23 protein-coding genes and 1 pseudogene are annotated in these 22,980 nt (G+C 69.1%); 14 read left to right on the top strand and 10 right to left on the bottom strand.

Annotated elements, in window-relative coordinates:
- Positions 1-123: pseudogene (locus ACQUQF_RS13025) on the top strand (AMP-binding enzyme); the annotation flags it as partial.
- Between the two features lie 46 nt (positions 124-169).
- Here the strand turns inward: ACQUQF_RS13025 and ACQUQF_RS13020 are convergent.
- A complete protein-coding gene (locus ACQUQF_RS13020) occupies positions 170-469 on the bottom strand; it encodes a hypothetical protein (RefSeq protein ID WP_435179496.1) in 300 nt (99 codons plus the stop codon).
- A 159-nt stretch (positions 470-628) separates the two neighbouring features.
- On the opposite strand from ACQUQF_RS13020, the gene ACQUQF_RS13015 reads away from it, so the two are divergent.
- The 9 genes from ACQUQF_RS13015 (at position 629) to ACQUQF_RS12975 (ending at position 10,602) form a co-directional block, all read left to right on the top strand.
- Positions 629-2,248, top strand: a complete 1,620-nt coding sequence (locus ACQUQF_RS13015; protein ID WP_435179494.1) for a long-chain-fatty-acid--CoA ligase — start codon at positions 629-631, stop codon at positions 2,246-2,248.
- A 153-nt stretch (positions 2,249-2,401) separates the two neighbouring features.
- Entirely contained in the window at positions 2,402-3,076 is a 675-nt protein-coding gene (locus tag ACQUQF_RS13010) for a haloacid dehalogenase type II (RefSeq protein WP_435179492.1), read from the top strand.
- A 207-nt stretch (positions 3,077-3,283) separates the two neighbouring features.
- On the top strand, positions 3,284-4,609 hold the full coding sequence (locus ACQUQF_RS13005; protein WP_435179490.1) for a substrate-binding protein: 1,326 nt from the start codon (positions 3,284-3,286) through the stop codon (positions 4,607-4,609).
- Positions 4,610-4,748: 139 nt separating this feature from the next.
- Positions 4,749-6,098 carry a substrate-binding protein gene (locus tag ACQUQF_RS13000; protein ID WP_435179488.1) on the top strand — a complete coding sequence of 450 codons (1,350 nt, stop codon included), beginning with the start codon at positions 4,749-4,751 and terminating at the stop codon, positions 6,096-6,098.
- A gap of 120 nt (positions 6,099-6,218) precedes the next feature.
- On the top strand, positions 6,219-7,154 hold the full coding sequence (locus ACQUQF_RS12995) for a branched-chain amino acid ABC transporter permease (RefSeq protein WP_435179486.1): 936 nt from the start codon (positions 6,219-6,221) through the stop codon (positions 7,152-7,154).
- Complete coding sequence (locus ACQUQF_RS12990) at positions 7,151-8,332, top strand: branched-chain amino acid ABC transporter permease (protein ID WP_435179484.1); 1,182 nt, start codon at positions 7,151-7,153, stop codon at positions 8,330-8,332. The genes ACQUQF_RS12995 and ACQUQF_RS12990 overlap by 4 nt, the downstream gene beginning before the upstream one ends.
- Positions 8,333-9,091, top strand: coding sequence for an ABC transporter ATP-binding protein (locus ACQUQF_RS12985; RefSeq protein ID WP_435179482.1), 759 nt, complete (start codon positions 8,333-8,335; stop codon positions 9,089-9,091).
- Between the two features lie 64 nt (positions 9,092-9,155).
- Positions 9,156-9,902, top strand: a complete 747-nt coding sequence (locus ACQUQF_RS12980; RefSeq protein ID WP_435179480.1) for an ABC transporter ATP-binding protein — start codon at positions 9,156-9,158, stop codon at positions 9,900-9,902.
- Positions 9,868-10,602 (top strand): thioredoxin domain-containing protein, encoded by a 735-nt coding sequence (locus ACQUQF_RS12975; protein WP_435179478.1) that lies wholly within the window; start codon positions 9,868-9,870, stop codon positions 10,600-10,602. Before ACQUQF_RS12980 ends, ACQUQF_RS12975 begins: the two co-directional genes overlap by 35 nt.
- 91 nt (positions 10,603-10,693) lie before the next feature.
- On the opposite strand, the gene ACQUQF_RS12970 is transcribed toward ACQUQF_RS12975, so the two are convergent.
- The 7 genes from ACQUQF_RS12970 to ACQUQF_RS12940 all read right to left on the bottom strand — a co-directional run bounded on the left by ACQUQF_RS12970 (position 10,694) and on the right by ACQUQF_RS12940 (position 16,200).
- Positions 10,694-11,095, bottom strand: a complete 402-nt coding sequence (locus ACQUQF_RS12970; protein WP_435179476.1) for a universal stress protein — start codon at positions 11,093-11,095, stop codon at positions 10,694-10,696.
- Positions 11,096-11,198: 103 nt separating this feature from the next.
- Positions 11,199-11,471 (bottom strand): DUF7520 family protein, encoded by a 273-nt coding sequence (locus tag ACQUQF_RS12965; RefSeq protein ID WP_435179474.1) that lies wholly within the window; start codon positions 11,469-11,471, stop codon positions 11,199-11,201.
- Positions 11,472-11,739: 268 nt separating this feature from the next.
- Positions 11,740-13,527 carry a cbb3-type cytochrome c oxidase subunit I gene (locus ACQUQF_RS12960; RefSeq protein ID WP_435179472.1) on the bottom strand — a complete coding sequence of 596 codons (1,788 nt, stop codon included), beginning with the start codon at positions 13,525-13,527 and terminating at the stop codon, positions 11,740-11,742.
- Positions 13,528-13,720: 193 nt separating this feature from the next.
- Positions 13,721-13,948, bottom strand: a complete 228-nt coding sequence (locus tag ACQUQF_RS12955) for a DUF6684 family protein (RefSeq protein ID WP_435179470.1) — start codon at positions 13,946-13,948, stop codon at positions 13,721-13,723.
- Positions 13,949-14,063: 115 nt separating this feature from the next.
- Entirely contained in the window at positions 14,064-14,423 is a 360-nt protein-coding gene (locus ACQUQF_RS12950) for a DUF7541 family protein (protein WP_435179468.1), read from the bottom strand.
- 24 nt (positions 14,424-14,447) lie between these two features.
- Positions 14,448-14,813, bottom strand: coding sequence for a DUF7410 domain-containing protein (locus ACQUQF_RS12945; RefSeq protein WP_435179465.1), 366 nt, complete (start codon positions 14,811-14,813; stop codon positions 14,448-14,450).
- Between the two features lie 4 nt (positions 14,814-14,817).
- The gene (locus tag ACQUQF_RS12940) at positions 14,818-16,200 is read right to left on the bottom strand and encodes a hypothetical protein (protein ID WP_435179462.1); all 1,383 of its coding nucleotides are present in this window, start codon (positions 16,198-16,200) and stop codon (positions 14,818-14,820) included.
- 101 nt (positions 16,201-16,301) lie between these two features.
- Between ACQUQF_RS12940 and ACQUQF_RS12935 the strand changes: the two genes are divergently transcribed.
- Positions 16,302-16,568 (top strand): hypothetical protein, encoded by a 267-nt coding sequence (locus tag ACQUQF_RS12935; RefSeq protein WP_435179459.1) that lies wholly within the window; start codon positions 16,302-16,304, stop codon positions 16,566-16,568.
- On the opposite strand, the gene ACQUQF_RS12930 is transcribed toward ACQUQF_RS12935, so the two are convergent.
- Positions 16,569-16,832 (bottom strand): MTH865 family protein, encoded by a 264-nt coding sequence (locus tag ACQUQF_RS12930; RefSeq protein WP_435179456.1) that lies wholly within the window; start codon positions 16,830-16,832, stop codon positions 16,569-16,571.
- Positions 16,833-17,204: 372 nt separating this feature from the next.
- Between ACQUQF_RS12930 and ACQUQF_RS12925 the strand changes: the two genes are divergently transcribed.
- Positions 17,205-18,713, top strand: a complete 1,509-nt coding sequence (locus ACQUQF_RS12925) for a hypothetical protein (protein ID WP_435179453.1) — start codon at positions 17,205-17,207, stop codon at positions 18,711-18,713.
- 425 nt (positions 18,714-19,138) lie between these two features.
- A complete protein-coding gene (locus ACQUQF_RS12920) occupies positions 19,139-20,245 on the top strand; it encodes a DUF354 domain-containing protein (RefSeq protein WP_435179450.1) in 1,107 nt (368 codons plus the stop codon).
- A gap of 170 nt (positions 20,246-20,415) precedes the next feature.
- Here ACQUQF_RS12920 and ACQUQF_RS12915 read toward each other — a convergent pair whose 3' ends face one another.
- Entirely contained in the window at positions 20,416-21,411 is a 996-nt protein-coding gene (locus ACQUQF_RS12915; protein WP_435179447.1) for a glycosyltransferase family 2 protein, read from the bottom strand.
- A gap of 354 nt (positions 21,412-21,765) precedes the next feature.
- On the opposite strand from ACQUQF_RS12915, the gene ACQUQF_RS12910 reads away from it, so the two are divergent.
- Complete coding sequence (locus ACQUQF_RS12910) at positions 21,766-22,830, top strand: M42 family metallopeptidase (protein ID WP_435179444.1); 1,065 nt, start codon at positions 21,766-21,768, stop codon at positions 22,828-22,830.
- Positions 22,831-22,980 lie beyond the last annotated feature (150 nt).

Here is a 22,980-nt window from a genome sequence, read left to right as displayed (position 1 = left end):
TCGGGCAAGATCATGCGCCGGCTCCTGGAGGACATCGCCAACGGCGACGAGCTCGGCAACACCTCCACCCTCCGGAACCCGGACGTGGTCGAGGACATCCAGCGGAAGGTCGCCGGCGACTGATCCGGCGACTCCCGGGCCGGCCCCGGGCGCGCAGTCGAGACCGTCCTCAGGCGCCGAGCCAGTCGTTCGCGGACACCGAGCGTCCGGCGTCCCGGCAGATCTCCGCGCCCTCCTTCCGGACGCGCTCGCTCGACGGGAGCCTCTCGCTGTCCCGGATCGTGGTCTCGATCCACGTCGCCAGTCGCTCGGCCTCGGTCTTGCCCGCCCGCTCGGCGACCGCCTCGATGGACTTCTCGTAGGCCCGGCGCCGCGACCGGCCCTCCTCGTCGGACTCGTACCGCTCGCGGCTCCCGATGGCGTCCTCGACCGCGCGGTCGATGTCCCGCATCGACTGTCTGATGCTCATAGCGACAGGTCGGCGTTCGGCGGGGAATAGCTGGTGGGCGTCCGGGGACCGGTCGGTGTCCTGTTGAGGGTCTGACTCGTCTCGGCTCGCCGCGGTCCCGTCGGCGAGTTACTTACCGCCACCGGAATTTATATCTCGAAAGTTGATGATAGTAGATGCATGCACAAACCGCTACTGGTGACTGACTTCCTCGACAGGGCGCGGCGCCACTACGGCGACCAGGAGGCGGTCGTCGCCGCGACCGGCGAGCGCTACACCTACGACGAGTTCGGCGACCGGGTCGACCGGCTGGCGGCCGCGCTCGCCGACCGGGGGATCGAGAAGGGCGACCGGGTCGCGGTGCTCGACCCCAACACCCACTACCAGCTCGAGGCTGCGTACGCCGCCTTCCAGCTCGGGGCGGTCCACACCCCGCTGAACTACCGGCTGACGCCCGACGACTACGAGTACATCCTGAACGACGCCGGCGTCGACGCGGTCGTCGCCGACTACGAGTACGCCGAGAAGATCGAGGCGGTCCGCGACGAGGTGCCCACCGAGACCTTCGTCAGCAACGACGCCGACGCGACCGAGGGCGACTGGGAGGACTTCGACGCGGTGGTCGACGACGCCGACCCCGACGGCTTCGCCCGGCCAGAGATGGCCGAGGACGAGGTCGTCACCATCAACTACACCTCCGGTACCACCGGCGACCCGAAGGGCGTGATGCGGACCCACCGGACCGAGACGCTCCACGCCTACGTGCTGTCGGTCCACCAGGAGATCTACGACGACGACGTCTACCTCTGGACCCTGCCGATGTTCCACGTCAACGGCTGGGGCCACATCTACGCCGTCACCGGGATGGGCGCCACGCACGTCTGCACCCGGGGGATCGACGCCGCCGAGGTCGTCGAGACCATCCGGGCCGAGGACGTCTCGTTCCTCTGCGGCGCGCCGACGGTGCTCAACATGCTCATCGACTACTACGAGGAGAACGGCGAGCCCGCGATGACCGGCGACAGCGACGTCCGGGTGACGACCGCGGGGTCGGCGCCGCCCGAGGCGACCATCCGGGCGGTCGAGGACGAGTTCGGCTGGTACCTCAAGCACCTCTACGGCCTGACCGAGACCGGCCCGCTCATCACCATGTCGGACGCCCGCCGGCTGCTCGACGCGGACGACGACGGCCGGTTCGCGCTCAAGAAGCGCCAGGGGATGGGCGTGCTCGGCACCGAGGTCGCGGTCGTCGACGACGACGGCGAGGACGTCCCCCGCGACGACTCGACCATCGGCGAGATCGTGGTCCGGGGCAACCAGGTGATGGAGGGCTACTGGGAGAAGCCCGAGGCGACCGAGGAGGCGTTCAACGAGAAGCGCGAGGGGTGGTTCCACACCGGCGACCTCGCGAGCGTCGACGAGCACGGCATGGTGTCGATCAAGGACCGCAAGAAGGACATCATCGTCTCGGGCGGCGAGAACATCTCCAGCATCGAGATCGAGGACACGCTGTTCGACCACGACGAGGTCAACGACGTCGCGGTCATCCCGGCCCCGAGCGAGCGCTGGGGCGAGGAGCCCAAGGCGTTCGTGGTCCCGACGTCGGGCGACCCCGACGCCCCCGGCGTGACCGAGCAGGAGATCCGGGAGTTCACGAAGGAGCACATGGCCTCCTACAAGGCGGTCAAGCGCGTGGAGTTCGTCGCAGAGCTGCCCGCGACCGCCACCGGGAAGATCCAGAAGTACGAGCTCCGCGAGCGCGAGTGGGGCGACGAGGACCGGATGGTCGGGGAGGGGTAGGGCGGACGGAGCTCCGGGTCGACTCTGTCTCTCTCGACTTCGGGGTGTTCTCGTTTCCCGTCTCGTAGCGCAACCGTCGAACACCCCCGTACGCTACAGAATCCACCGAGAGCCCAAGACCCAAGGCGCCTCGCCCCGAGCTAACCGATACCAATGCCCGAAGAAGCGCTCTGCTTCGACATGTACGGGACGCTGTGCGACACCAGCAGCGTCACCGAGACGCTCGGCGAGGAGCTCGACCTGACCGACAAGGTGGTGCAGTCCGTCGACGAGCTGTGGCGGCAGAAGCAGCTCCAGTACGCCACCGAGACGGCGCTGATGGACGACTACCGGACGTTCTGGGAGGTCACCGAGCGGGCGCTGGAGTACGCCCTGGAGTTCTACGGCCTCCCGGTCGACGAGGCGGGCCAGGAGCGCATCATCGCGGCGTACGAGCACCTCGACCCGTACCCCGACGCCGTCGAGGCGCTGGAGCGACTCGGGGAGAGCGGGGCGACCGTCGTCGTGCTCTCGAACGGCAACCCCGAGATGCTGGAGACGCTCGCGGAGAACGCCGGGCTGGCGGCCCACCTCGACGACGTCGTCAGCGCCCACGAGGTCGGGTCGTTCAAGCCCGACCCCGCGGTGTACGGGAACGCCGCCGACCGGCTCGACCGGTCGCTGGCCGACTGCCGGCTGGTCTCCTCGAACGCGTGGGACGTCGCGGGGGCCTCGCAGGCCGGCATGGCGACCGCGTGGGTGAACCGGGCCCGCGAGCCGGCCGAGCGCATCGGGGGCGACGCCGACCTGACCGTCGGGTCGCTGGCCGAACTCGCCGACGCGCTGTAACTGTCCGGCGGGGGTCACGTCCGGTCGCCGGTCGGCGGCGCTTCGCGGGCAGTCCTCGTCGGGGTGCGTCCCGGCGTTCGGGGCGCAGCGTAACGGGCACAACTGCACGTCAATGCTCGACTAAGGCGATAATTGGCCGATATTTTACATCTGCCGGGCCGTAATCTTCCCGTATAATTATTAAGGATGTTGTAGTTCTGTGAGACGATGTCACGGGGAAATGACACTGACGTGACGCGCAGAGACGTCGTCAAGATGGCCGGAGCGACCGGTCTGGCGGGGGTCGCCGGGGTCGCCGGTAACGCGAGCGCACAGGAGCATCCGCCGATCGGAAACTACCCGGTGCAGGGCAACCCGACGTTCGGGTTCACGGTCCCGCAGTCCGGGCCGTACTCCTCGGAGGGGAAGGACGAACTCCGGGCGTACCGGTTGGCGGTCGAACACCTCAACAACGGCGGGGGCTGGGTCGACAACTGGAGCGACCTCTCGGGCAACGGCGTGCTGGGCAACCAGGTCCAGACCGTCTCGGGCGACACGGCGACCGACGCCGACACCGCCCGCCAGACGGCGCGCCGGATGATCCAGCGCGACAAGGCGATCATGCTCTCGGGCGGGTCGTCGAGCGCGGTGGCCATTGCCATCCAGGAGCTGTGCCAGCGCGAGAAGGTCCAGTACATGTGCTGTCTGACCCACTCGAACGACACCACGGGCAAGTCGTGCGTCCGGTACTCGTTCCGGGAGATGTTCAACGCCTACATGTCCGCGCAGGCGCTGGTGCCGCCGGTGACCAAGGAGTACGGCAAGAACAACAACTTCTACCAGCTGTACGCCGACTACACGTGGGGCCAGACCGTCCAGAGCTCGATGAAGAAGTTCTTCGAGGAGGCCGGCTGGTCGCAGATCAACAGCGTGGCCACGCCGCTGGGCACCAAGGACTTCTCGTCGTACCTCTCGCAGGTCCCGCGCGACAAGACCGACGTGCTGTTCCTCGACCACTACGGGCTCGACGGCGCGAACTCGCTGAGCCAGGCGGTCGACATGGGCCTCAAAGAGGACATGAAGATCGTCGTGCCGCTGTACAACCGGCCGATGGCCCAGGCCGCCGGCGGCGCCATCGAGGGCGTGTTCGGCACGGTGGCGTGGGACTCCCAGATCGACAACCAGCCGTCGAACTCGTTCACCCAGGCGTTCCAGCAGAAGTACCAGCGCATCCCGTCGGGACCGGCCCAGCTGGCGTACGCCCAGACGCTCCAGTACGCCGCGGCGGCCGAGCGCGCCGGGACGTTCTACCCGCCGGAGGTCATCAAGCAGCTGGAGAACCACCAGTACAACAACATCGGGATGGGCGAGGAGACGATGCGCAAGTGCGACCACCAGGCCCAGCGCGCGGTCCCGGTGGTGAAGGGACTCCCGGGAGGCGAACAGCAGCAGGGCCAGTACTTCGAGATCGTCAACCTCACGCCGCGAGACACGCTGGGCTACGCCTGCAACGAGGGCCCGGCCGCGGAGTGCCAGCTCGGCCCCTACGAGTAGCTCGCTCGACGGGACACTCGTTTTTTCCGCCCGGAAACGACAGCCGACCGGACAGTTCCGGCAATATTCGCGGGAACGCGCCGCCGTTCGCGATTTAATAACAGTAACAATTATTACGCATGGGTTGCTTGCCGACACCATGCCACAAGCTAACGGTGGCCCAACGCGACGTGACGTCGTGAAGGCTGCAGGTGCGACGGGCGCTGCGAGTATCGCTTCGATCGCGGGATGTCTCGGCGGCGGCGGAGGCGGCGGGGGTTCGGAGGACTACCCGGCGCTGGGCAACTTCCCGGTCGAGGGCGACACCGTGACGTTCGGGTTCAACGTGCCCCAGTCCGGGCCGTACTCCTCGGAGGGGAAGGACGAGCTCCGGGCGTACAAGCTCGCCGTGAAGCACCTCAACAACGGCGGGGGCTGGGTCGACAGCTGGAGCGACCTCTCGGGCGAGGGGGTGCTCGGCAAGACGGTCGACTACGTGACCGGCGACACCGCGACCGACGCCGACACCGCCCGCCAGTCCGCCCGCCGGATGATCCAGCGGGACAACGTCCAGATGATCTCGGGCGGGTCGTCGAGCGCGGTGGCCATCGCGGTCCAGGAGCTGTGCCAGCAGGAGAAGGTGCTGTTCATGGCGTGCCTGACCCACTCGAACGACACCACGGGCAAGAACTGCGTCCGGTACGGGTTCCGGGAGATGTTCAACGCCTACATGACCGGCCAGGCGCTGGCGCCGGTCGTCACCGGGGAGTACGGCGACGACCTCAAGTTCTACCAGCTGTACGCCGACTACAGCTGGGGGAAGACCCAGCAGGCCTCGATGAAGAAGTTCTTCGAGAAGGCCGGCTGGTCGCAGGTCGACAGCGTGCCCACGCCGCTCGGGACGAAGGACTACCAGTCGTACCTCTCGGAGGCCCAGAGTTCGGGCGCCGACGCCATCTTCCTCAACCACTACGGGCTCGACGGCGCGAACTCGCTCGGGCAGGCCATCGAGATGGGGCTCGACGAGGACATGGAGATCGTGATGCCGCTGTACAACCGGCCGATGGCCCAGGCCGCCGGCGGCGCCATCGAGGGCATCTACGGTACGGTGGCGTGGGACGCCCAGATCGACAACGAGCCGTCCAACAGCTTCGCCAAGGCGTTCGGCGACGAGTACGGCGGTCGGGTCCCGTCCGGGCCGGCCCAGCTGGCGTACGCCCAGACGCTCCAGTACGCCGCGGCGGCCGAGCGCGCCGGGACGTTCTACCCGCCGGAGATCATCAAGCAGCTCGAGGGACGGAAGTACGACAACCTCGGGATGGGCAAGGAGACGATGCGCAAGTGCGACCACCAGGCCCAGCGCGCGGTGCCGGTCGTCAAGGGCCTCCCCGAGTCCGAGCAGGGCTCCGGGCGCTTCTTCGAGCTGGTGAACCTCACCTCCCGGAGCGAACTCGGCTACAAGTGCGGCGAGGGACCGGCCGCGGAGTGCAAGCTCGGTTCGTACGAATAACCCTCCGGCCGGAGTTATTCACCAACGTTTATGGTAGATAGAGGATACCAAACACATGGTAGACTTATACATGGACACGCGCAGTGACGAAGGACGGAGACAACGTTCGGGGGGAGAAACGTGAGTCTCGTTTCCGAAGTGGCTACAGTGCTGATAAACGGGCTCCAGCAGGGAGCCATCTACGTGCTGGTCGCCATCGGGCTGTCGATCATCCTCGGGACGCTGAAGTTCGTCAACTTCGCCCACGGGGCGCTGTACCTCATCGGGACGTACGTCGGCCTGTTCATCACCCTCGAGGTGCAGCTGACCGGCGGCAAGCTGGCGGAGTGGGGGTACACGGAACTCGGGCTCGGCTGGGGCTTCCTGCCGGCCCTCATCATCGTTCCGGTGGTGGTGTTCGCCGTCGGGGTGCTGATGGAGCGGTTCGTGGCCAGGCCGTTCTACGACAGGCCCGACACCGACCAGATCCTGCTGACGTTCGGGCTGGCCATCGTCGTCCAGGAGGTGTTCAAGATCCTGTTCGGCGGCCAGAGCTACAACTTCGCGCGGCCGGCGTGGGCGAGCGGTCCGGTGTCGGTTCCGATCATCGGTAGCTTCCCGCAGTGGCGGCTGTACGTGCTCGGCATCACCGCGGCGCTGGTGATCGGCGTCTACCTGCTCATCGAGTACACCGACTTCGGGCTGGTCGTCCGGGCGGGCACGCGGGACGCCGAGATGGTCCAGCTGCTCGGCATCAGGATCACCCGGCCGTACCTCATGGTGTTCGGCGTGGGCGCCGCGCTGGCCGGCGTCGCCGGCGTGGTCGGCGGCCCGCTGTACGCGGTCAACCCCAACATCGGCACCGAGGTGCTGGTGCCGGCGTTCCTGGTCGTCGTCATCGGCGGGGTCGGCTCCATCACCGGCGCGGTGCTGGGCGGCATCCTCATCGGCGAGACGCTGGCCATCCTGGTCGCGGTCGCGCCCCAGTGGTCCCAGGTCGGCATCTACGTGCTGGCGGCCATCGTGCTGCTCGCGCGGCCCCAGGGCCTGCTCGGCGTCGAGGAGGTGACCCCATGACCGACGAGCAGACCGAGCACGCCGACGCCGACGAGGGGACCGTCGTCGGGGCGGCGGAGGGCGAACTGTTCTCGCTGGACGCGCTCATGGAGAGCGAGCTGTTCGTCGTGGCGCTGTTCGCCGCGTTCGTCGCGGTGTTCCCGTGGCTGTTCTCGGACGCGCCCGTGATCAGCGGCTTCCTCAACGGCTACCGCGACCTCGCGACGCTGATGCTCATCTGGGGCATCTTCGCGATGGGGTTCAACCTGCTGCTGGGGTACACCGGCCTGCTGTCGTTCGGTCACGCCGCGTTCTGGGGCGGGGCGGCCTACGCGGCCGGCATCTTCAGCAACCTGGTGTCGTCGAGCCCGATACTCATCATCCTCGCCGGGACCGCCTTCGCGGCGCTGCTGGCGTGGATACTCGGGTTCATCTCGCTGCGCCGGGGCGGGATCTACTTCTCGATCCTCACGCTGGCGTTCGGCCAGATGGCCTACTACCTGGCGCTGTCGCCGATGGCCTGGATCACCAACGGCGAGAACGGCTACACCGCGGTCGAGATCGGCTCGCTGCTGGGCACGTTCGACCTCCGGTACCCGGTGCCGGTGGTGGGCTGGCTCGTCGGGACGTGGAAGTACGTGCTGGTCGGGATCGTGGCCGTCGCGTCGGTCGCGGTCGCCTACCGCATCCTCCACTCGCCGTACGGCATGGTGTTCCGGGCCGTCCGCGAGAACGAGCAGCGCGCGGAGTTCGTCGGGCTGAACGTCTGGCGGTACAAGCTGATGTCGTTCATCATCTCCGGGGCGTTCGCGGGCATCGCCGGCAGCCTGTTCACCATCTACGGCGCCTACGTCCCCCTTCAGTCGCTGTACTGGACGACCAGCGGCGAGGTCGTCATCATGGCGGTGCTCGGCGGCGTGGGGTCGCTGTTCGGGCCCATCGTGGGCGCGGGCATCTACCTCTACGTCGAGAACATCATCAGCGGCGTCCAGAAGCTCACCCTGACGTTCACCGGCCCGTCCGAGTGGATCACGCTGGTGCAGGAGCCCGTGGTGCTGCTGGACGGGTTCGGCGCCTACTGGCACCTCATCCTCGGGCTGGTGTTCGTGCTGGTCATCGCGCTGTTCCCCCGCGGCCTCTGGGGGCTGCTCGAGGACGCCGGCGATGCGATCCGCGGCCGCACGGGAGGTGAGCGGTAGATGGGGCTGCTCGAGACCACCGACCTCACCAAGTCGTTCGGCGGGCTGACCGCGGTCGACCGGGTGAACCTCGACATCGAGGAGGGCGAGAGCGTCAGCGTCATCGGCCCCAACGGCGCGGGCAAGTCGACGCTCATCAACCTCATCACGCGGATGCTCGACGCCTCGTCGGGCGACATCCGGTTCAAGGGCGACTCCATCGTCGCCGCCGAGCCCCACGAGGTCGTCCAGCGGGGCGTGAGCCGGTCGTTCCAGACCGCCTCCATCTTCCCGGATCTCACCGTCGAGGAGAACGCCCAGATCGCGGCGCTGGCCGCCGAGCACGGCTCGTTCCGGTTCAACTTCCTGCGCCGGCGCGACAGCTACGGCGAGGTCGACGACCTGGCCCGCCGGATGCTCGACGCGGTCGGGCTCTGGAGCCAGCGCAACGTCACCGCGGTCGACCTGCCGTACGGCGACAAGCGCCGGCTCGAGATCGGCATCGCGCTCGCCAGCGAGCCCGACCTGCTGCTGATGGACGAGCCGACCGCGGGCATGTCGCCCGAGGAGACGGCCAACACGGTCGAGCTCATCGAGGAGGTCAAGGAGGAGCTCGACCTGACCATCATGCTGGTCGAGCACGACATGGAGATCGTGTTCAACGTCTCGGACCGGATCGTCGTGCTGAACCGCGGCAGCGTCATCGCGGAGGGCACGCCCGAGGAGGTCCAGGGCGACCCGGAGGTCCAGGAGGCGTACCTCGGAGGTGTCGAGGTTTGAGTTCCGGAAGACGGTCCCGACGGGCGTGCGACTGCCGACCTCACGCTCCCGGGAGGTGGTTCGCGTGAGTCTGCTGGAGCTGTCGGAGGTCGACTCCTACTACGGCCAGAGCCACATCCTCCGGGACGTGACGATGGACGTCGAGGAGGGCGAGATCTGCGCGCTGCTCGGCCGGAACGGCGCGGGCAAGACCACCACGCTCCGGTCGATCTCGGGCGCCAGGCCCCCGGAGGTCCGGGACGGCAGCGTGACGTTCAAGGGCGAGGACATCACCGACCTCTCGCCCGAGGACATCTCCTCGCGGGGCATCTCGCTGGTGCCCGAGGAGCGGCGTGTGTTCCCGAACCTCACCGTGGCGGAGAACCTCCACCTCGCGGAGGTCACCAACAACGCGTCCAACACCGTCGGCCGGACGATCCCGGAGGTCGAACACGCGGGCATGACGACCGACCAGGTCTACGAGGAGTTCCCGCGGCTCGACGAGCGCCGGACCCAGCAGGCCGGGACGCTGTCGGGCGGCGAGCAGCAGATGCTCGCCATCGCCCGGGCGCTCAAGCAGAGCACCGACCTGCTGCTGCTCGACGAGCCCTACGAGGGGCTGGCGCCCCAGATCATCGCGGACGTCGAGGACGCCATCGAGCGCATCAGCGAGTCGGGCACGACCATCCTGCTCGTCGAGCAGAACGCCGTCGCCGCGATGGACATCGCCGACCGCTGCTACGTCGTCGACCAGGGGAGCATCGTCTTCGAGGGAAGCGCGGCCGAACTACGACAGGATGACGAGACGAGAGAGCGATACCTCGGCGTCTGAGCCGCCCGGCGGTGGGGACGACAGCCCGCCGGCGCCCGCCGGCGACCCGGAGGCGCTGTTCGACGCGCTGGTCGAGGAGGACGTGCTGGCGGTCGGCGACGGCGGCGAGGTCGGCCCCACCGACGAGTTCGAGGACACGCGGGCCATCTACCACGACTCGTACCTCGGAATCGGCGACGACGAGTTCCGCGAGGCGGTCGCCGAGACGTTCGGCCTGCCCGACGCGGACGCGGCGGCCGACCTGCTGGCCGAGCGGGACATCGACCGCGGGGAGTTCGTCTGCTACCTCGCGGTCCGGTCGCACCTCGACCGCGAGGTCGCGCCGACCGACCTGGCCACCATGGCCGGGATGGTCTGGGAGACGGTCCCCGACTCGCCGGTGCCGCCGGCACTCGAGGACGTGACCGCCGACCCCGGGTCGTTCCTCGCCGACCGCGACCGGGCGGTGGTGTCGGTCTGGAAGCGCTTTTGCGACCCCTGCGACGCGCTGAAGGCCGACCTCGACGCAGTGCTGGCCGCGGTGCCCGAGGGGGTCGCGGTCGCCGGCGTCGACGGCGAGGTCGCCGCCGAGTTCTGCAGGACGCACGGCGTCGACGCGGCCCCGCGGTTCGTCGCGTTCGACGGACCCGACAGCCGGACCGTCGAGGAGACCGACGCCGACGGGGTTGCCGCGGCGCTGCGGACGTTCTTCGACGGCTGAGTTTCCCACCGCCTCCGCGTCGCGTTCTCGCTGTTCTCGCGGTCAACTGACGGAGCCGGTCGTCCGGTCGGGGAGAACGAGAGGCGGCCGCCTACTCCGAGGCCGCGCCGCCGGTCACGAGCACCGGCCGGTCGGCCTGGAGGATGACCGACTGGGAGACGCTGCCGAAGATGGCCTTGCCGGCGGGCGAGCGGCTCCGGCCGCCGACGCAGATGCAGTCGGCGTCCTCGGCGTCGGCGAAGTCGAGCACGCTCGCGGCGGGTTCGCCGCTCCGTTCGGCGATGTCGACCTCGACGCCGGCCTCCTCCAGCAGTTCCTCGGCCCGACGGACCGCGCCGACCTGCGTCGCCGACGCCCCGCCGGGGTTCTCGGTGAACACGTGGAGCAGGGTCGCCCGCACCTCGTCGGCCGAGCGGGGGAGGTCGGCGACCGCTCGGGCCTGCCTGCGCGCGCGGTCGGTCTCTTCGTCCACGGCGATGACGACGTGGTACATACTAGGGTCGACGGGGAACGCCGCCTTAGGTGTTGGGCCCGCTGGACTCGCCGGTTGCGGGGCGGGCGCGGGCGGAACGGATCGGGCCGGTCGCGCGCCGCGGTCAGGTGTTCTCGCCGGCGCGCTCGGCGCCGGCCCGCCGGGAGACGACGACGACCAGCGCCAGCGGGACGCCGAGCGCCAGCCCGACCGTCACCATGCCGTAGACCGCCAGCCCGAGCGGCGTGGGCTGGAGTTCGACCAGCCCCAGGAGTTCGACCGCGGTGAGGTCGCCGGGGCCGGCCGTCCCCAGCACCGCGCCGACCGCGCCGGTGATGGCGACGATGAGGAGGTAGAACCCCACCACGAACGACCGTCCGCCGAGCGTCTCGCTCACGTCGACGAGTCGGGGCGGCGGAAGGATTAGCCTTTTCATCCGCTCGCGCCCTACCTCCGGTATGAGCGAGAAAGACATGCTGGCCTTCCTGCTGGGGGGCATCGCCGTCCTCATGTTCACGATGGGCATCATTCTGGCCGTGACGTGACCGGCGGCGTCCGACGAGGGAGGCCGGACGCCGTGCGCGAACCGCCGGTCAGTTCGCCGCGGCTTCGAACGAGACCCGTCGGTAGCGGGGCAGTCGAACCGGAAAACGGAGATTCCGTCGCTATTCGTCGTCGGTCGGCTCGCCGCCGTCGGTGGCGACCTCCTCGCCGCCGTCGGCGACGGTGACCGCGCTCTCGCGCTTGCGCTCGAACCACGCCCACTCCTTGGTCTTGAGCCCGTCGTCCTCGAGGTCCCACGGGTCGCCGGACCGGACCCGCGGCCCCTCGAGCCACGAGGTCACCAAGTTGTAGACGAAGATGAGCTGGCCGAAGCCCATGATGAACGCCCCGACCGTCGCGATGACGTGGAGGTTGGTGAACATCGACACCAGCTCCGCGTTGCTGAAGACGTAGGTGGCGTACCGGCGCGGCATGCCGCCGTAGCCCAGCAGGATCATCGCGAAGAACGTCACGTTGCTCCCGATCATCGACAGCCAGAAGTGCCACTTCGCGAGGGTGCGCTGGTACATCCGGCCGGTGAACAGCGGGAACCAGTAGTAGATGCCCGCGAAGCCGGCCATGGCGATGGCGCCCATCACGATGAAGTGGAAGTGCCCGACCACGTAGTAGGTGTCGTGCAGCACCAGGTCGACCGGGATCGACGCGAGGAAGACGCCCGTCACCCCACCGATGATGAAGTTCTGGACGAACCCGATGCTGAACAGCATCGGCGCGGTCAGCCGGAGCCGGCCGTTCCACATGGTGGTGATCCAGTTGAACGTCTTGACCGCGCTCGGCACCGCGATGGCCAGCGACACCGCCATGAACGACGCCCGGATGCGCGGGTCGATGCCGGTCGCGAACATGTGGTGGGCCCAGACGCCGAAGCTCAGCACGCCGATGGCCAGCGTCGAGTACACCACGAACTTGAACCCGAACAGCTTCCGGCCCGCGAACCGCGGCAGGATGAGGCTCACCAGGCCCATCGGGGGGAGCACCAGGATGTACACCTCGGGGTGACCGAAGAACCAGAAGAGGTGCTGCCACAGGATGGGCCCGCCGCCCTCCGTCGCGAAGAACGTCGTGGCGAAGTTGCGGTCCATCAGGAGCATCACCAGCGCGCTCCCCAGGAGGGGGAACGAGAACAGGATGAGCCCCGACTGGGTGAGCATCGTCCAGGAGAAGATGTCGAGGTTCTCCCAGCCGACGTCGTCGCCGCGCTCGGTGAAGATGGTGGCGATGAAGTTGATCGCCCCCATCGTCGCCGAGACGCCCGAGAGGTGCAGTCCCAGCAGCATGAGGTCGACGCCGGGGTTGGTCTGCTCGACCGACAGCGGCGTGTACATCGTCCAGGCCGTCTGGGCGGGGTCGATGTTGCCCGTCAGCGACGCGAGCGGGAACCCGGCCCAGATGAGCACCGCGGCGGGCGGGAGGAGCCAGAACGCGATGGCGTTGATCCGGGGGAACGCCATGTCGTCGGCCCCGATTAACAGCGGGACGAAGTAGTTACCGAACGCCGCGATGATCGGCGTCCCGAACAGGAACAGCATCGTGATGCCGTGGGTCGTCAGCAGGGCGTTGTAGAAGTTCGCCCCGATGAAGTTCTCGGCCGGCGCGGCCAGCTCGGCCCGCATCAGCAGGACGGCGATGCCGCCCCACGCGAACGCGGTCAGGCTGTAGATGCCGTAGAGGATGCCGATGTCCTTGTGGTCGACCGTGGTCAACCAGCGCACGATTCCGGCAGGCTTCTCGGTGTGTGCCTGCCCGGTCTGTTCGCCGACGTAACCGCTCCCGCCGGTCGAGAGGGGCGCGTAGGAGCGCCAGTCCTCGAGCCTGGTGAGGAACGCGGCGACTCCCACGAGGAACACCCCCATGACGACGGTGAGTGCGATCTGCCCGGCTTCTGCCATGGGCGATGGTCAGGACTACAAGGTAAAGAAAGGTTAGGATACGCCCCCGCCGCATCCGGGAGTTTGCGTGCGACGGACTGGCAAAGATTACCGGGTCGTGTCGGAGACCCGGCACTGCCCGAGGTCGGAAATCAGACAGGAAGGCCGCGAGACGGACTGCCCGCGAACGGGCGAGGACTGGACGGGAACCGACTCACTCCGACTCGGCGCCCTCGATGAGCTTGGCCGCGATGTAGGTCAGCAGCGCGAGCCCCAGGAAGGGGACGACCAGCAGGCCGAACCCGACGGTCGAGACCAGCCCCTCGATGGCCCACGGCGAGGCGGCGGCGAACAGCGCGATGAAGAAGCCGATGATGACCAGCGGGATGATGTTGACCGAGATGTCGAGCCAGGTCTCCTTGTCGAAGACGGGGGTTACCATGTCCGAGGATTGCCGCCAGGGTATCAAATAGGTTGGCGATTCGCCCCGGCGGAGCGCCGGGCGGTCGGTCCGCGCTCCGAACCCGGCGGCGGTCCGACGCGGCGGGCCGGCCGCCTCAGACGTGGCTGGGCTGCCAGAACGAGCCGAAGACGCCGCCGAACAGGATGATGACGCCGCCGACCACGATGGCGACTCCGCGGAGGTGGATCGAGCCGGTCGTGAAGTAGGCGATGGCGCCGCCGGCCGCCAGGCAGACGACCGACGCGGCGACCAGGCCCTTCCACGGGTCGGCGACGTAGCCCGACTCGCGGAGGATGCCGACGACGCTCCCGACGAACAGCAGGAGCCCGCCGACCGCCACCGGGAACAGCGGCCACACGATGCCGACCTCGAAGATGGCGAGGCCGAAGGCGACGAACAGCGGCCACGGACTCGCCTTGCGGTATTCGTCGCTCAACCCGGGTTGTTCGTCCATACCCACGAGTCGGGGTGCCCTCGACTAAAGGCCACCGCTCCGGAGCCGAGCCGCGAGTTCTCGGCGAGCCGGCCGGGTCCCGACGAGCGGGAGCGCGATCACGCTGTAGGGGTCGGTGGTGTACCAGGAGTAGACGAACAGGAACACGAAGTACACCACGACCAGCAGGCCGAGCATCTTCAGCCGGAAGGTGCGGAGGTCGTCGGACTCGCCGGCGTAGGCCTCGCGGAACTGCTCGCGCCGGTCGTCGTCGAGCCGCCGCCAGTGGTCGAGCCCCTCGTGGAGCACCAGCAGCTCCTCGCTCTCGAGCGGTCGCCCGCAGTACGGGCACTCGGCGGGCGACTCGCCCGGCGGCACGTCGGTCTGGTAGGTCGGTAGCTCGTCGGTCATGGGTTCAGACGAACGGCGGGTCGGCGCTGGGCGCCGAGACGATCCAGAGGCTGGTCATGGTGTACAGCACCATCGCGGCCACGAAGGGGTACTGGCTCCGGATCGCCTGGAGCCGGCCGGGGAACACCTCGTAGGCGCTCGCGTGGGAGACCCACACCGCCAGCAGGTGGCCGAGCAGGATGAACGCCACGGCGAGCATCCCGAACCAGTCCGGCAGCACGAAGACGGAGGGATTGAACGGCGGGCTCAGGGGGTCGGTCAGCGCCGCGACCAGCGCGGGGAGCAGCGTAACGAACAGCCCCAGGAAGTGCGCGAGGTGGTAGCCAGCCGCGATGGGCAGCAGCGTGGGCGCGAACCGCCGTCCGATGGCGTCGGCCGTCAGGTACGTGTCGGCGGTCCGGCGGGCCTGCCGGGCCGCGAGCCAGTAGACGCCCAGGAACAGCGCGTACCCGGCCACCATCGCGAGGGGGTACAGCACCACCGCGGGCACGCCCGCGCCCACCGCCGCGCGCGCGACGTCGACCCAGACCGGCGTCCCGACGAAGCCGTCGTAGGTCGTGACCCACAGGATGGCCACCACGAACGCCACCTCGTCGCGGCCGTCGGCGGCGCCGGGGTCGGTCAGCGCCGCGCCGGGCATCCGGAGCGTCAGGCCGTCCTCGCCGCGCTGGACCGGGGCGACCAGCCCGTAGTACCGGAACAGCCGGGAGACGGGGTCGACGCTGCCGAACCAGCGGTCGGGGCCGAACGTCAGCGCGCCCGCCAGCGTGACGAGCGTGTAGCCGACCACGACCCACGCCAGCAGCCGGGGGTCGTCGGCCAGGGGGCTGACGACCTCCAGCCAGACGACGGCGAGGAGACCGACTACGCTGGGCCACGCGCCGAGCCGCTCGGGGTAGTCGCGGTCGAGCGACGGGAGCCACTCGGCGACCGCCCGCCAGGGGTTGAGCGCGGGCCAGCTGTTGCCGACGAGGTACACCGTGGCGACGTAGCCGGCCCACCAGCCGACCCACACGAACAGGATGGCCGCGTTCCGGTACAGCGACTCCGGGCCGAAGAGGCCGACGGCCACGACGCCGACCAGCGCCAGCACCGAGAGCGCGCGGGTCAGCGTCGCCGCGCCGTCGAGCCGCGCGCCCGCGACCCGGCGCCAGTCGTGGACCGCCCGGATGAACGCCCGGTCGGTGACGAAACTCGCCAGCAGGAACGACGCGCCCACGACGCCCCCGCCCGTCAGCAGGAACAGCCAGGTCGGCACCGCGAGGCTGCCGGCGGCCGCGCGCAGGCCGCCGCCGTGGGCGAGCGCGGTCCCGGCGAACAGCGTGCCGGCGACCAGCGCGTGCGTCGCCGCCGCGAGCGCGAGCGTGCGGGCGTTCGGCCGTCTCATCGTCGGTAGTTGGGACGGTCGGGACTTGTCGCTTCCGGAGTCGGTCGACCGCCGGCAGGGTTTTGTGAGTCGGTGTGGTACCGGGGTCCGGGGAGATCACCGTGGAACGCCAAGGTACACCGACGGGTCCGGGAGAGCCCGCGACGGGAGAACAGCCCGAGACCGCCCGACAGCCCGACGACATCGCAGAGATGGACATCACCGAGCCGACCGTGACGTGGCTGGAGGTGTCCCACCCCCAGCAGCCGATCCCCATCGGCGAGAAGGACCGGGTGCTCGACAGTCACTTCAACGAGCAGTACGACGTCTGGGAGGTGCTCCTCGTCGCGCTGCCCGACGAGGACGAGGAAGAGGAGGACGACGAGTAGCTACAGCATATCGTTGGACTTCAGGCCCTCGATGAGGTCGTCGACAAGCGAGTCGACGTCCTCGTAGGGGAAGTCCTGGTCGCCCGAGAGCTTCGTGGACAGTTCCATCGCGGTGAAGCTGACGTCGCCGGCCTCGAAGCGCGTCCCCGGGCCGTCCGGGAGCGCGGGCACGAGGTCCATCGGGTTGCTGACGGGGTAGTCGGCGCCCTCGAACGCCTCGGTGAACTGCTCGCGGAGTTCGGCTTCGGTTTCTTCGTCTGCCATGTCCGTTGTTGTGTGCGGATTGCGGCAAAAGCGTTCCGGAACAACGGAGAACTCGTTGTCCGTTTCTTCGGTCGGCGCGCCGACGACCGGTCATCGCGTTCGGGAATCCGACTCCGACCCCCGACCCGCCGATAAGCAGTGCGTGCGAACGGTGGAAACGGTAGCTTATCGCCCGGAAGTCGGCCGTTAACGGCCCCGTACCGGTGACGGTGAGTCCCGTCTCTGTAGGCGCCAGTCGAGGCGCACTATTCGACAGCAGGCGCCGGGAATCGGGACGTCAGGCTCCCTCGCCAGGGCAGTAATAAATGAGTAAGGTGACATTGAAGCTGAACCGGAAGACTTGTAACATAGTAACTGAGCATTGAAAGTGGCATGGCACGCGACAAGACGGTACGCGAAGACGACAAGGCAGACCCGACAGTCGACCGGCGCTCCTTCCTCGGCGCGGCGGGGGCCGGCATCGCCGCCGCGGTCGGCGCCGGCGCGCTGGCGGGCGCGAGCGACGCGGCGGACGCCGCGGAGTACAAGACGGTCACGGTCTCGGCCGGCGAGACCCGGACCTTCAGCGTCGGGAGCGGCGAGACGTTCGAGAACGTCCTCATCGACATGACCGCCGAGGGCGCCTCGGCCAAGATTTACGCCAACGGCGACGGCTGGACCATCCGGAACGTCGCCTTCAAGGGCAACCACCCCGGCGGCCACTACCTGTTCACGCCCGCGGTCTCGGAGGGCGGGACCGCGACGGTCGAGAACCTCTACATGGGCGACGGCCAGACGCCCAGGTCCGGCAAGGGCGGCATCTGGGTCAACGGTAGCGACCACTACGGCACGCTCAACTTCCGCAACGTACACATCGCCCACTTCATCGACAACGGCCTCTACGGCACCGACCCGGGCTACTCCTACCACGGGCGCCACGGCGGCGTGGTCAACGTCTACGACAGCTTCTTCGACAGCAACAACATCTCGAACATCCGGGTCGGCTCCATCGACGGCCGGACCTGCCACGTCGAGAACTGCGTCGTGCGGACCGGCACGACCCGGCCCTGCGGCGTCGGCTGCTCCTCGCCGGGCGCGAAGAACTCCCGGGGCGTGTGGGCGTGGTGGGGTCCGGTCGAGGTCAAGGACTCGGACATCCAGGGCTCGCGCGTGGTGGCCGACAGCCGGGCCGGCGACCCCTCGATCTCCTCGACGAACACCCGCTGGGGCTCGGACGCCAACGCCGACCGCGTCCCGTCGGGCGTCCCCATGACCGCCGAGGAGGCCGCCAGCGGCACGTCGAGCGGCGGTAGCGGCGGCGGTTCCACTACCTCCGAGACGAGCGACTCCGACCAGTCGAACACGTCCGGAACCGTCCTCGAACTCGTCGCCGGGCAGAACACGTCGAACGTCACCTACGAGTTCACCGTCGAGGGCAGCGTGACGAAGCGCACCTCCGCCTCGAACGGCGTCGAGTCCGAGGGCAACGACAGCGTGACCGACAACGGCGACGGCACGGTCACCGCCTCGGGCGTCTCGGGCAACGGCTACGGCGACTCCTACCTGGTGGACGGCGACATCGTCTCGATGAACCTCGACGAGAGCAAGTGGACGCTCCGGTACGGCGGCGAGGAGGTCGGCGTCGCGGACCTCTCGCTCCCGAACAAGCTCGTCATCGACGGCAGCGACGCGCCCCGCCGGGCCAGCACCTACACGTTCGAGGTCAGCGGCGCGGCCCGCAAGAGCGCGGCGCTCGGGTCGATCAACGACCGCGACACCGTCAAGGACGGCCAGATCTCCGGTCGGGTCATCGGCGGGAAGGACGGCTACCGGTTCTCCGGCGAGATCACCGCGTTCCGGCTCGACGGCCCCGCGACCGTCGAGGTCCACGACGGGTCCTGATTCGATCCGCTCTCCGACGCATCGCCTCCCGACCGCGGTCGGTCGCCGGTCGAACCCGGAATCGCCGCGGACGACACCGGAACCGTGCGTGGCCGAACTGGAGCCACGTCCGACCGACGACGCAATCGCATCCGGCCGACGACGCAATCGCATCCGGCCGACAACGCAACCGCATCCGGCCGACGCCGAAGTCTTTTCTCGCGACCTCGACGGCTGAGCGACTGCCCCGGGACGCCGTCCGGCTCGCGGACACCTCCGGAGCGGCACCGCTAGGGCGCCCGTACCGGCGCGTCAACCCGACCGTATCCCTCCGCGCTGCGGCGGTTGTCTGGGACTGAAGCGGGCGGGCGCGGAGTTGTCCGGGACTGAATCCGGCGAACGCGGCGTAGAACAATGGCCGCGCGCGGTCGAATCACGGTCGGGACATGAACTACCTGTTCTTCGCGAACACCCCTGCGCACGTCCACCTCTACCGCAACGCCGTCTCGCGGCTCCGGGACCGCGGTCACGACGCGCTGGTGCTGGCCCGCGACTACGGCTGCACCCTCGATCTGCTGGAGTACTACGACGTTCCCCACGAGGTCTACGGCGAGCTCGCGACCAGCAAGTACTCGCTGGCGCGCCAGCTCCCGCGCCACTACCTCACCATCCTCCGGCACGTCCGGGCGTACGACCCCGACCGCATCTTCGGCGTCGGCGCGTACGCCGCCCACGCCGGGGTCGCCGCCGGCGCGCCGACGGTGCTGATCACCGACTCGGAGAACACCCACCTCGACCACGCCGTCTCGCGTCCCTTCGCCGACGCCTACCTCACGCCGCACACCTTCGACAAGGACCTCGGCGAGAAGCACCACGTGTTCCGGGGGTTCAAGGAGTGCGCGTACCTCCACCCCGAGGAGTGGGAGCCCCAGACCGACATCCGCGAGGAGCTGGGCGTCGGGCCCGACGAGGAGTTCGTCATAGTCAGGCTCAACGCCTTCGGCTCGCACCACGACGTCGGCCAGGCCGGCTTCACCCCCGAGAAGCGCCGCCGGCTGGTCTCGGAGCTGGCCGACCGCGCGACGGTGTTCGTCTCCGACGAGGGCGGCGACGCGGACTTCTCCGGGCTGCCCGCCCGACCGTTCGACCTCCACCCGGCGCTGCTCCACGACGCGCTGGCGGAGGCGTCGCTGCTGGTGGCCGACACCCAGACCATGGTGACCGAGGCCGCGCTGCTCGGGACGCCCGCCATCCGCTCGAACTCCTTCGTCGGCGACGACGACATGGGCAACTTCACCGAACTCGAGCGCGAGGGGCTCATCTACAACTTCCGGGAGTTCCGACCGGTGCTGGAGACCGCGACCGACCTGCTCGCGGCCGCCGGCGTCGCCGACGAGTGGGCCGACAGGCGCGAGGCGTTCCTCGCCGACAAGGTGAACCTAACCGACCTGATCGTGGACGCGGCGACCGACCCGACCAGCCTCCGGTCGCTGCCGACCCGGCGGACCTACGACCGGATGCCGGGCGAGCCGACCGGACGCGCGGCCGACTGACCGCCGGACAGGTCGCTCGTCTCGCGGGACGGATCGCTCTTTTCACCGGACGCGTTGCTCTTTTCACCGGACGCGTCGCGCTTCTCAGCGGACGCGTCGCTCCGTTTCTCGAACTCCGAAAGAATCGAACTCCGAGAGAACAGCCGCCGCGCGGAACCGGCGCCGGCCGGCTACCCGTCGTCGGTCACCCGGAGCTCCATGTCGCGGCTCCGCTCGCGCTCCCGGTAGACGGCGACGCCGAGCGACAGGTAGCTCCCGGCCGTCAGCGCCGCGAAGCGGTCGACGCTGCCGGCCAGTCCCGCGACGACAGCGGCGACCAGCCCGAGCGCGCCGAGCGCGTAGCAGACCGGAGTCACCCGGGCGCCGGCGTCGACGAACCGGGTCCACTGGCGCTCGACGAAGTTCGACAGCAGCAGCCACGACAGCTTCGGGACGAAGCTCCGGTACCGGATGGTGCTCTCCTCGTCGCCGTACACCGCCGGCATCGACACGTCGGCGACCGTCATCCCGCGGGAGTTCAGCCGGGCGAGCAGCTCGTTGGCGAAGCCGTAGTCGTCGTAGAGCCGGTCGAGGTCGAGGCTGCCGAGCGCCTCCCGCGAGATGGCGGTGTAGCCGTTCTGGGGGTCGGTGGTCGTCCAGTAGCCGCTGGCGAACTTCGTGAGCGTCGAGAGCAGCCGGTTGCCGAACAGCCTGAACGCCGGCATCCCCTCGCGGGACTCGGCGTCGAGCAGCCGGGTGCCCTTGGCGTAGTCGGCGTCGCCGTCCACGATAGGGTCGAGCAGCCGGTCGAGCCGGTCGGGGTCCATCTGGCCGTCCCCGGCCATCACCGCGACCACGTCCAGCCCGTCGGCGTACGCCCGGCGGTAGCCCGTCTTTATCGCGCCGCCGACGCCCTTGTTGGTCTCGTGGCGGATCGGCACCACCCGGCGAGGACCGTCGACGCCGACGCCCCCGTCCGCGAGGGTCGGCACCGCCTCGGCGGTCGTCGCCGCCCGGTTGGCCTTCTCGGCGTGTTCCTGTATCTCCTGCCACGTTCCGTCGGTCGACCGGTCGTCGACGACGTACGCGCGGTCGACGAACTCGGGGAGGGTGTCGACGACGCCGCCGACGAGGCCCTCCTCGTTGTACGCCGGTACGACGACGCCGACTGTGTTTCCGTTGTACATTGTTCGGTATCGCGTTGAGATCGCTGACCGCGCGTCGCCCCGCGCGTCGAGGCGGCGACGCGCGGAGGCGTCGCCGAGGACGACGGACGGATGTCAGCCGACGGGGAGCGTCCCGTCGCACGGTCACCCCGGCGGTGCGCGGTCACGCTGCCCGGAGTACGATTCAGCGACCTTTTGTTATGGGCCGGCTGTCGAACCGCACGCCGGCAGCGGGTCGCTTAAGCTCCGCCCACCGCACGGTACAGGCGCCCAACCGCGGCGTCAATCACCGCGAACCGCCGGCCCGGACCGCGGCGCGCCGGCCGGACTGCCGGAAGAGACGGCTTTATTGCCGGCGGTCGGTCAGTGGCTCGCATGAGCGCCGACTCCGACGCAGACTTCGGCTTCGACTTCGACCTCCTCCGAGAGCTCACCGAGACCAGCGGCGTCCCCGGGTACGAGGACCGGGTGCGCGAGCTCGTCCGCCGGGAGTTCGACGGCGCGGTCGACTCGGTCCACACCGACGCGATGGGCAACGTCGTGGGGACCGTCGAGGGCGCGTCCGACTACGCGGTGGCGGTCGCCGCCCACATGGACGAGATCGGCTTCATGGTCAAGCACGTCACCGACGACGGCTTCCTGGAGGTCGACACCCTCGGCGGGTGGGACCCCGACGTCCTCCGGGCCCAGCGCGTGACCGTCCACACCGACGAGGAGGATCTGACCGGCGTCATCGGGTCGATCCCCACCCACGTCAAGGACGACGACGAGGAGTTCTCGGTCGACGACGTGGCGATCGACCTCGGCCTGCCCGCCGCAGAGGTCGAGGAGCGGGTCTCGGTCGGCGACCTCGTGAGCACGGAGCAGACCACGACCCGCGTCGGCGAGCACGTGACCGGCAAGGCGCTCGACGACCGGGTGTGCCTGTTCGCGATGCTCGAGGCCGCGAGGCGGCTCGACGACCCCGACGTGACGGTCCACTTCTGCGCGACGGTCCAGGAGGAGCTCGGGGTCCGGGGCGCCCCGGCGCTCGGCGTCGACCTCGACCCGGACCTCGCGGTCGCGCTCGACGTGACGGTCGCCAACGACATCCCCGCGGTCCGGAAGGAGAGCGAGTACGTGACGGAGCTCGGCGAGGGCGCCGCGATAAAACTCAAGGACTCCAGCGTGGTCACGACCCCGAAGGTCCACCGCCGGCTGCGGTCGGTCGCCGAGGACCGCGGCATCGACCACCAGTTCGAGGTGCTGCCCTCGGGCGCGACCGACACCAGCGGCTTCCAGAACACCAACGGCGCCAAGCCCGTGGGCGCCATCTCGGTCCCGACCCGGTACCTCCACACCGTCACCGAGAGCGTCCACCACGCCGACGTGGCGGCGACGATCGACCTCCTGACCGCGTTCCTCGAGACCGAGACCGGCGACCACGACTACAGCCTGTAGTCACAGCCGGTAGGTTCGCGCCACGACGCCGAGACTGGCGGACGCGACGTGGCCTTCTTCCTGCCGCAGCAATCGTACCGCGAGCGAACGAGCGCAGCGAGTGAGCGAGCGGCCCTTTTTTGATCCACATTTTTTCGAAGAGGGTGCCCG

Source organism: Halorussus sp. AFM4, assembly GCF_051194995.1.
GTDB lineage: Archaea > Halobacteriota > Halobacteria > Halobacteriales > Haladaptataceae > Halorussus.
Note: the sequence above shows the minus strand (reverse complement) of the source record. Positions and strands in the feature narration are given on the sequence as shown.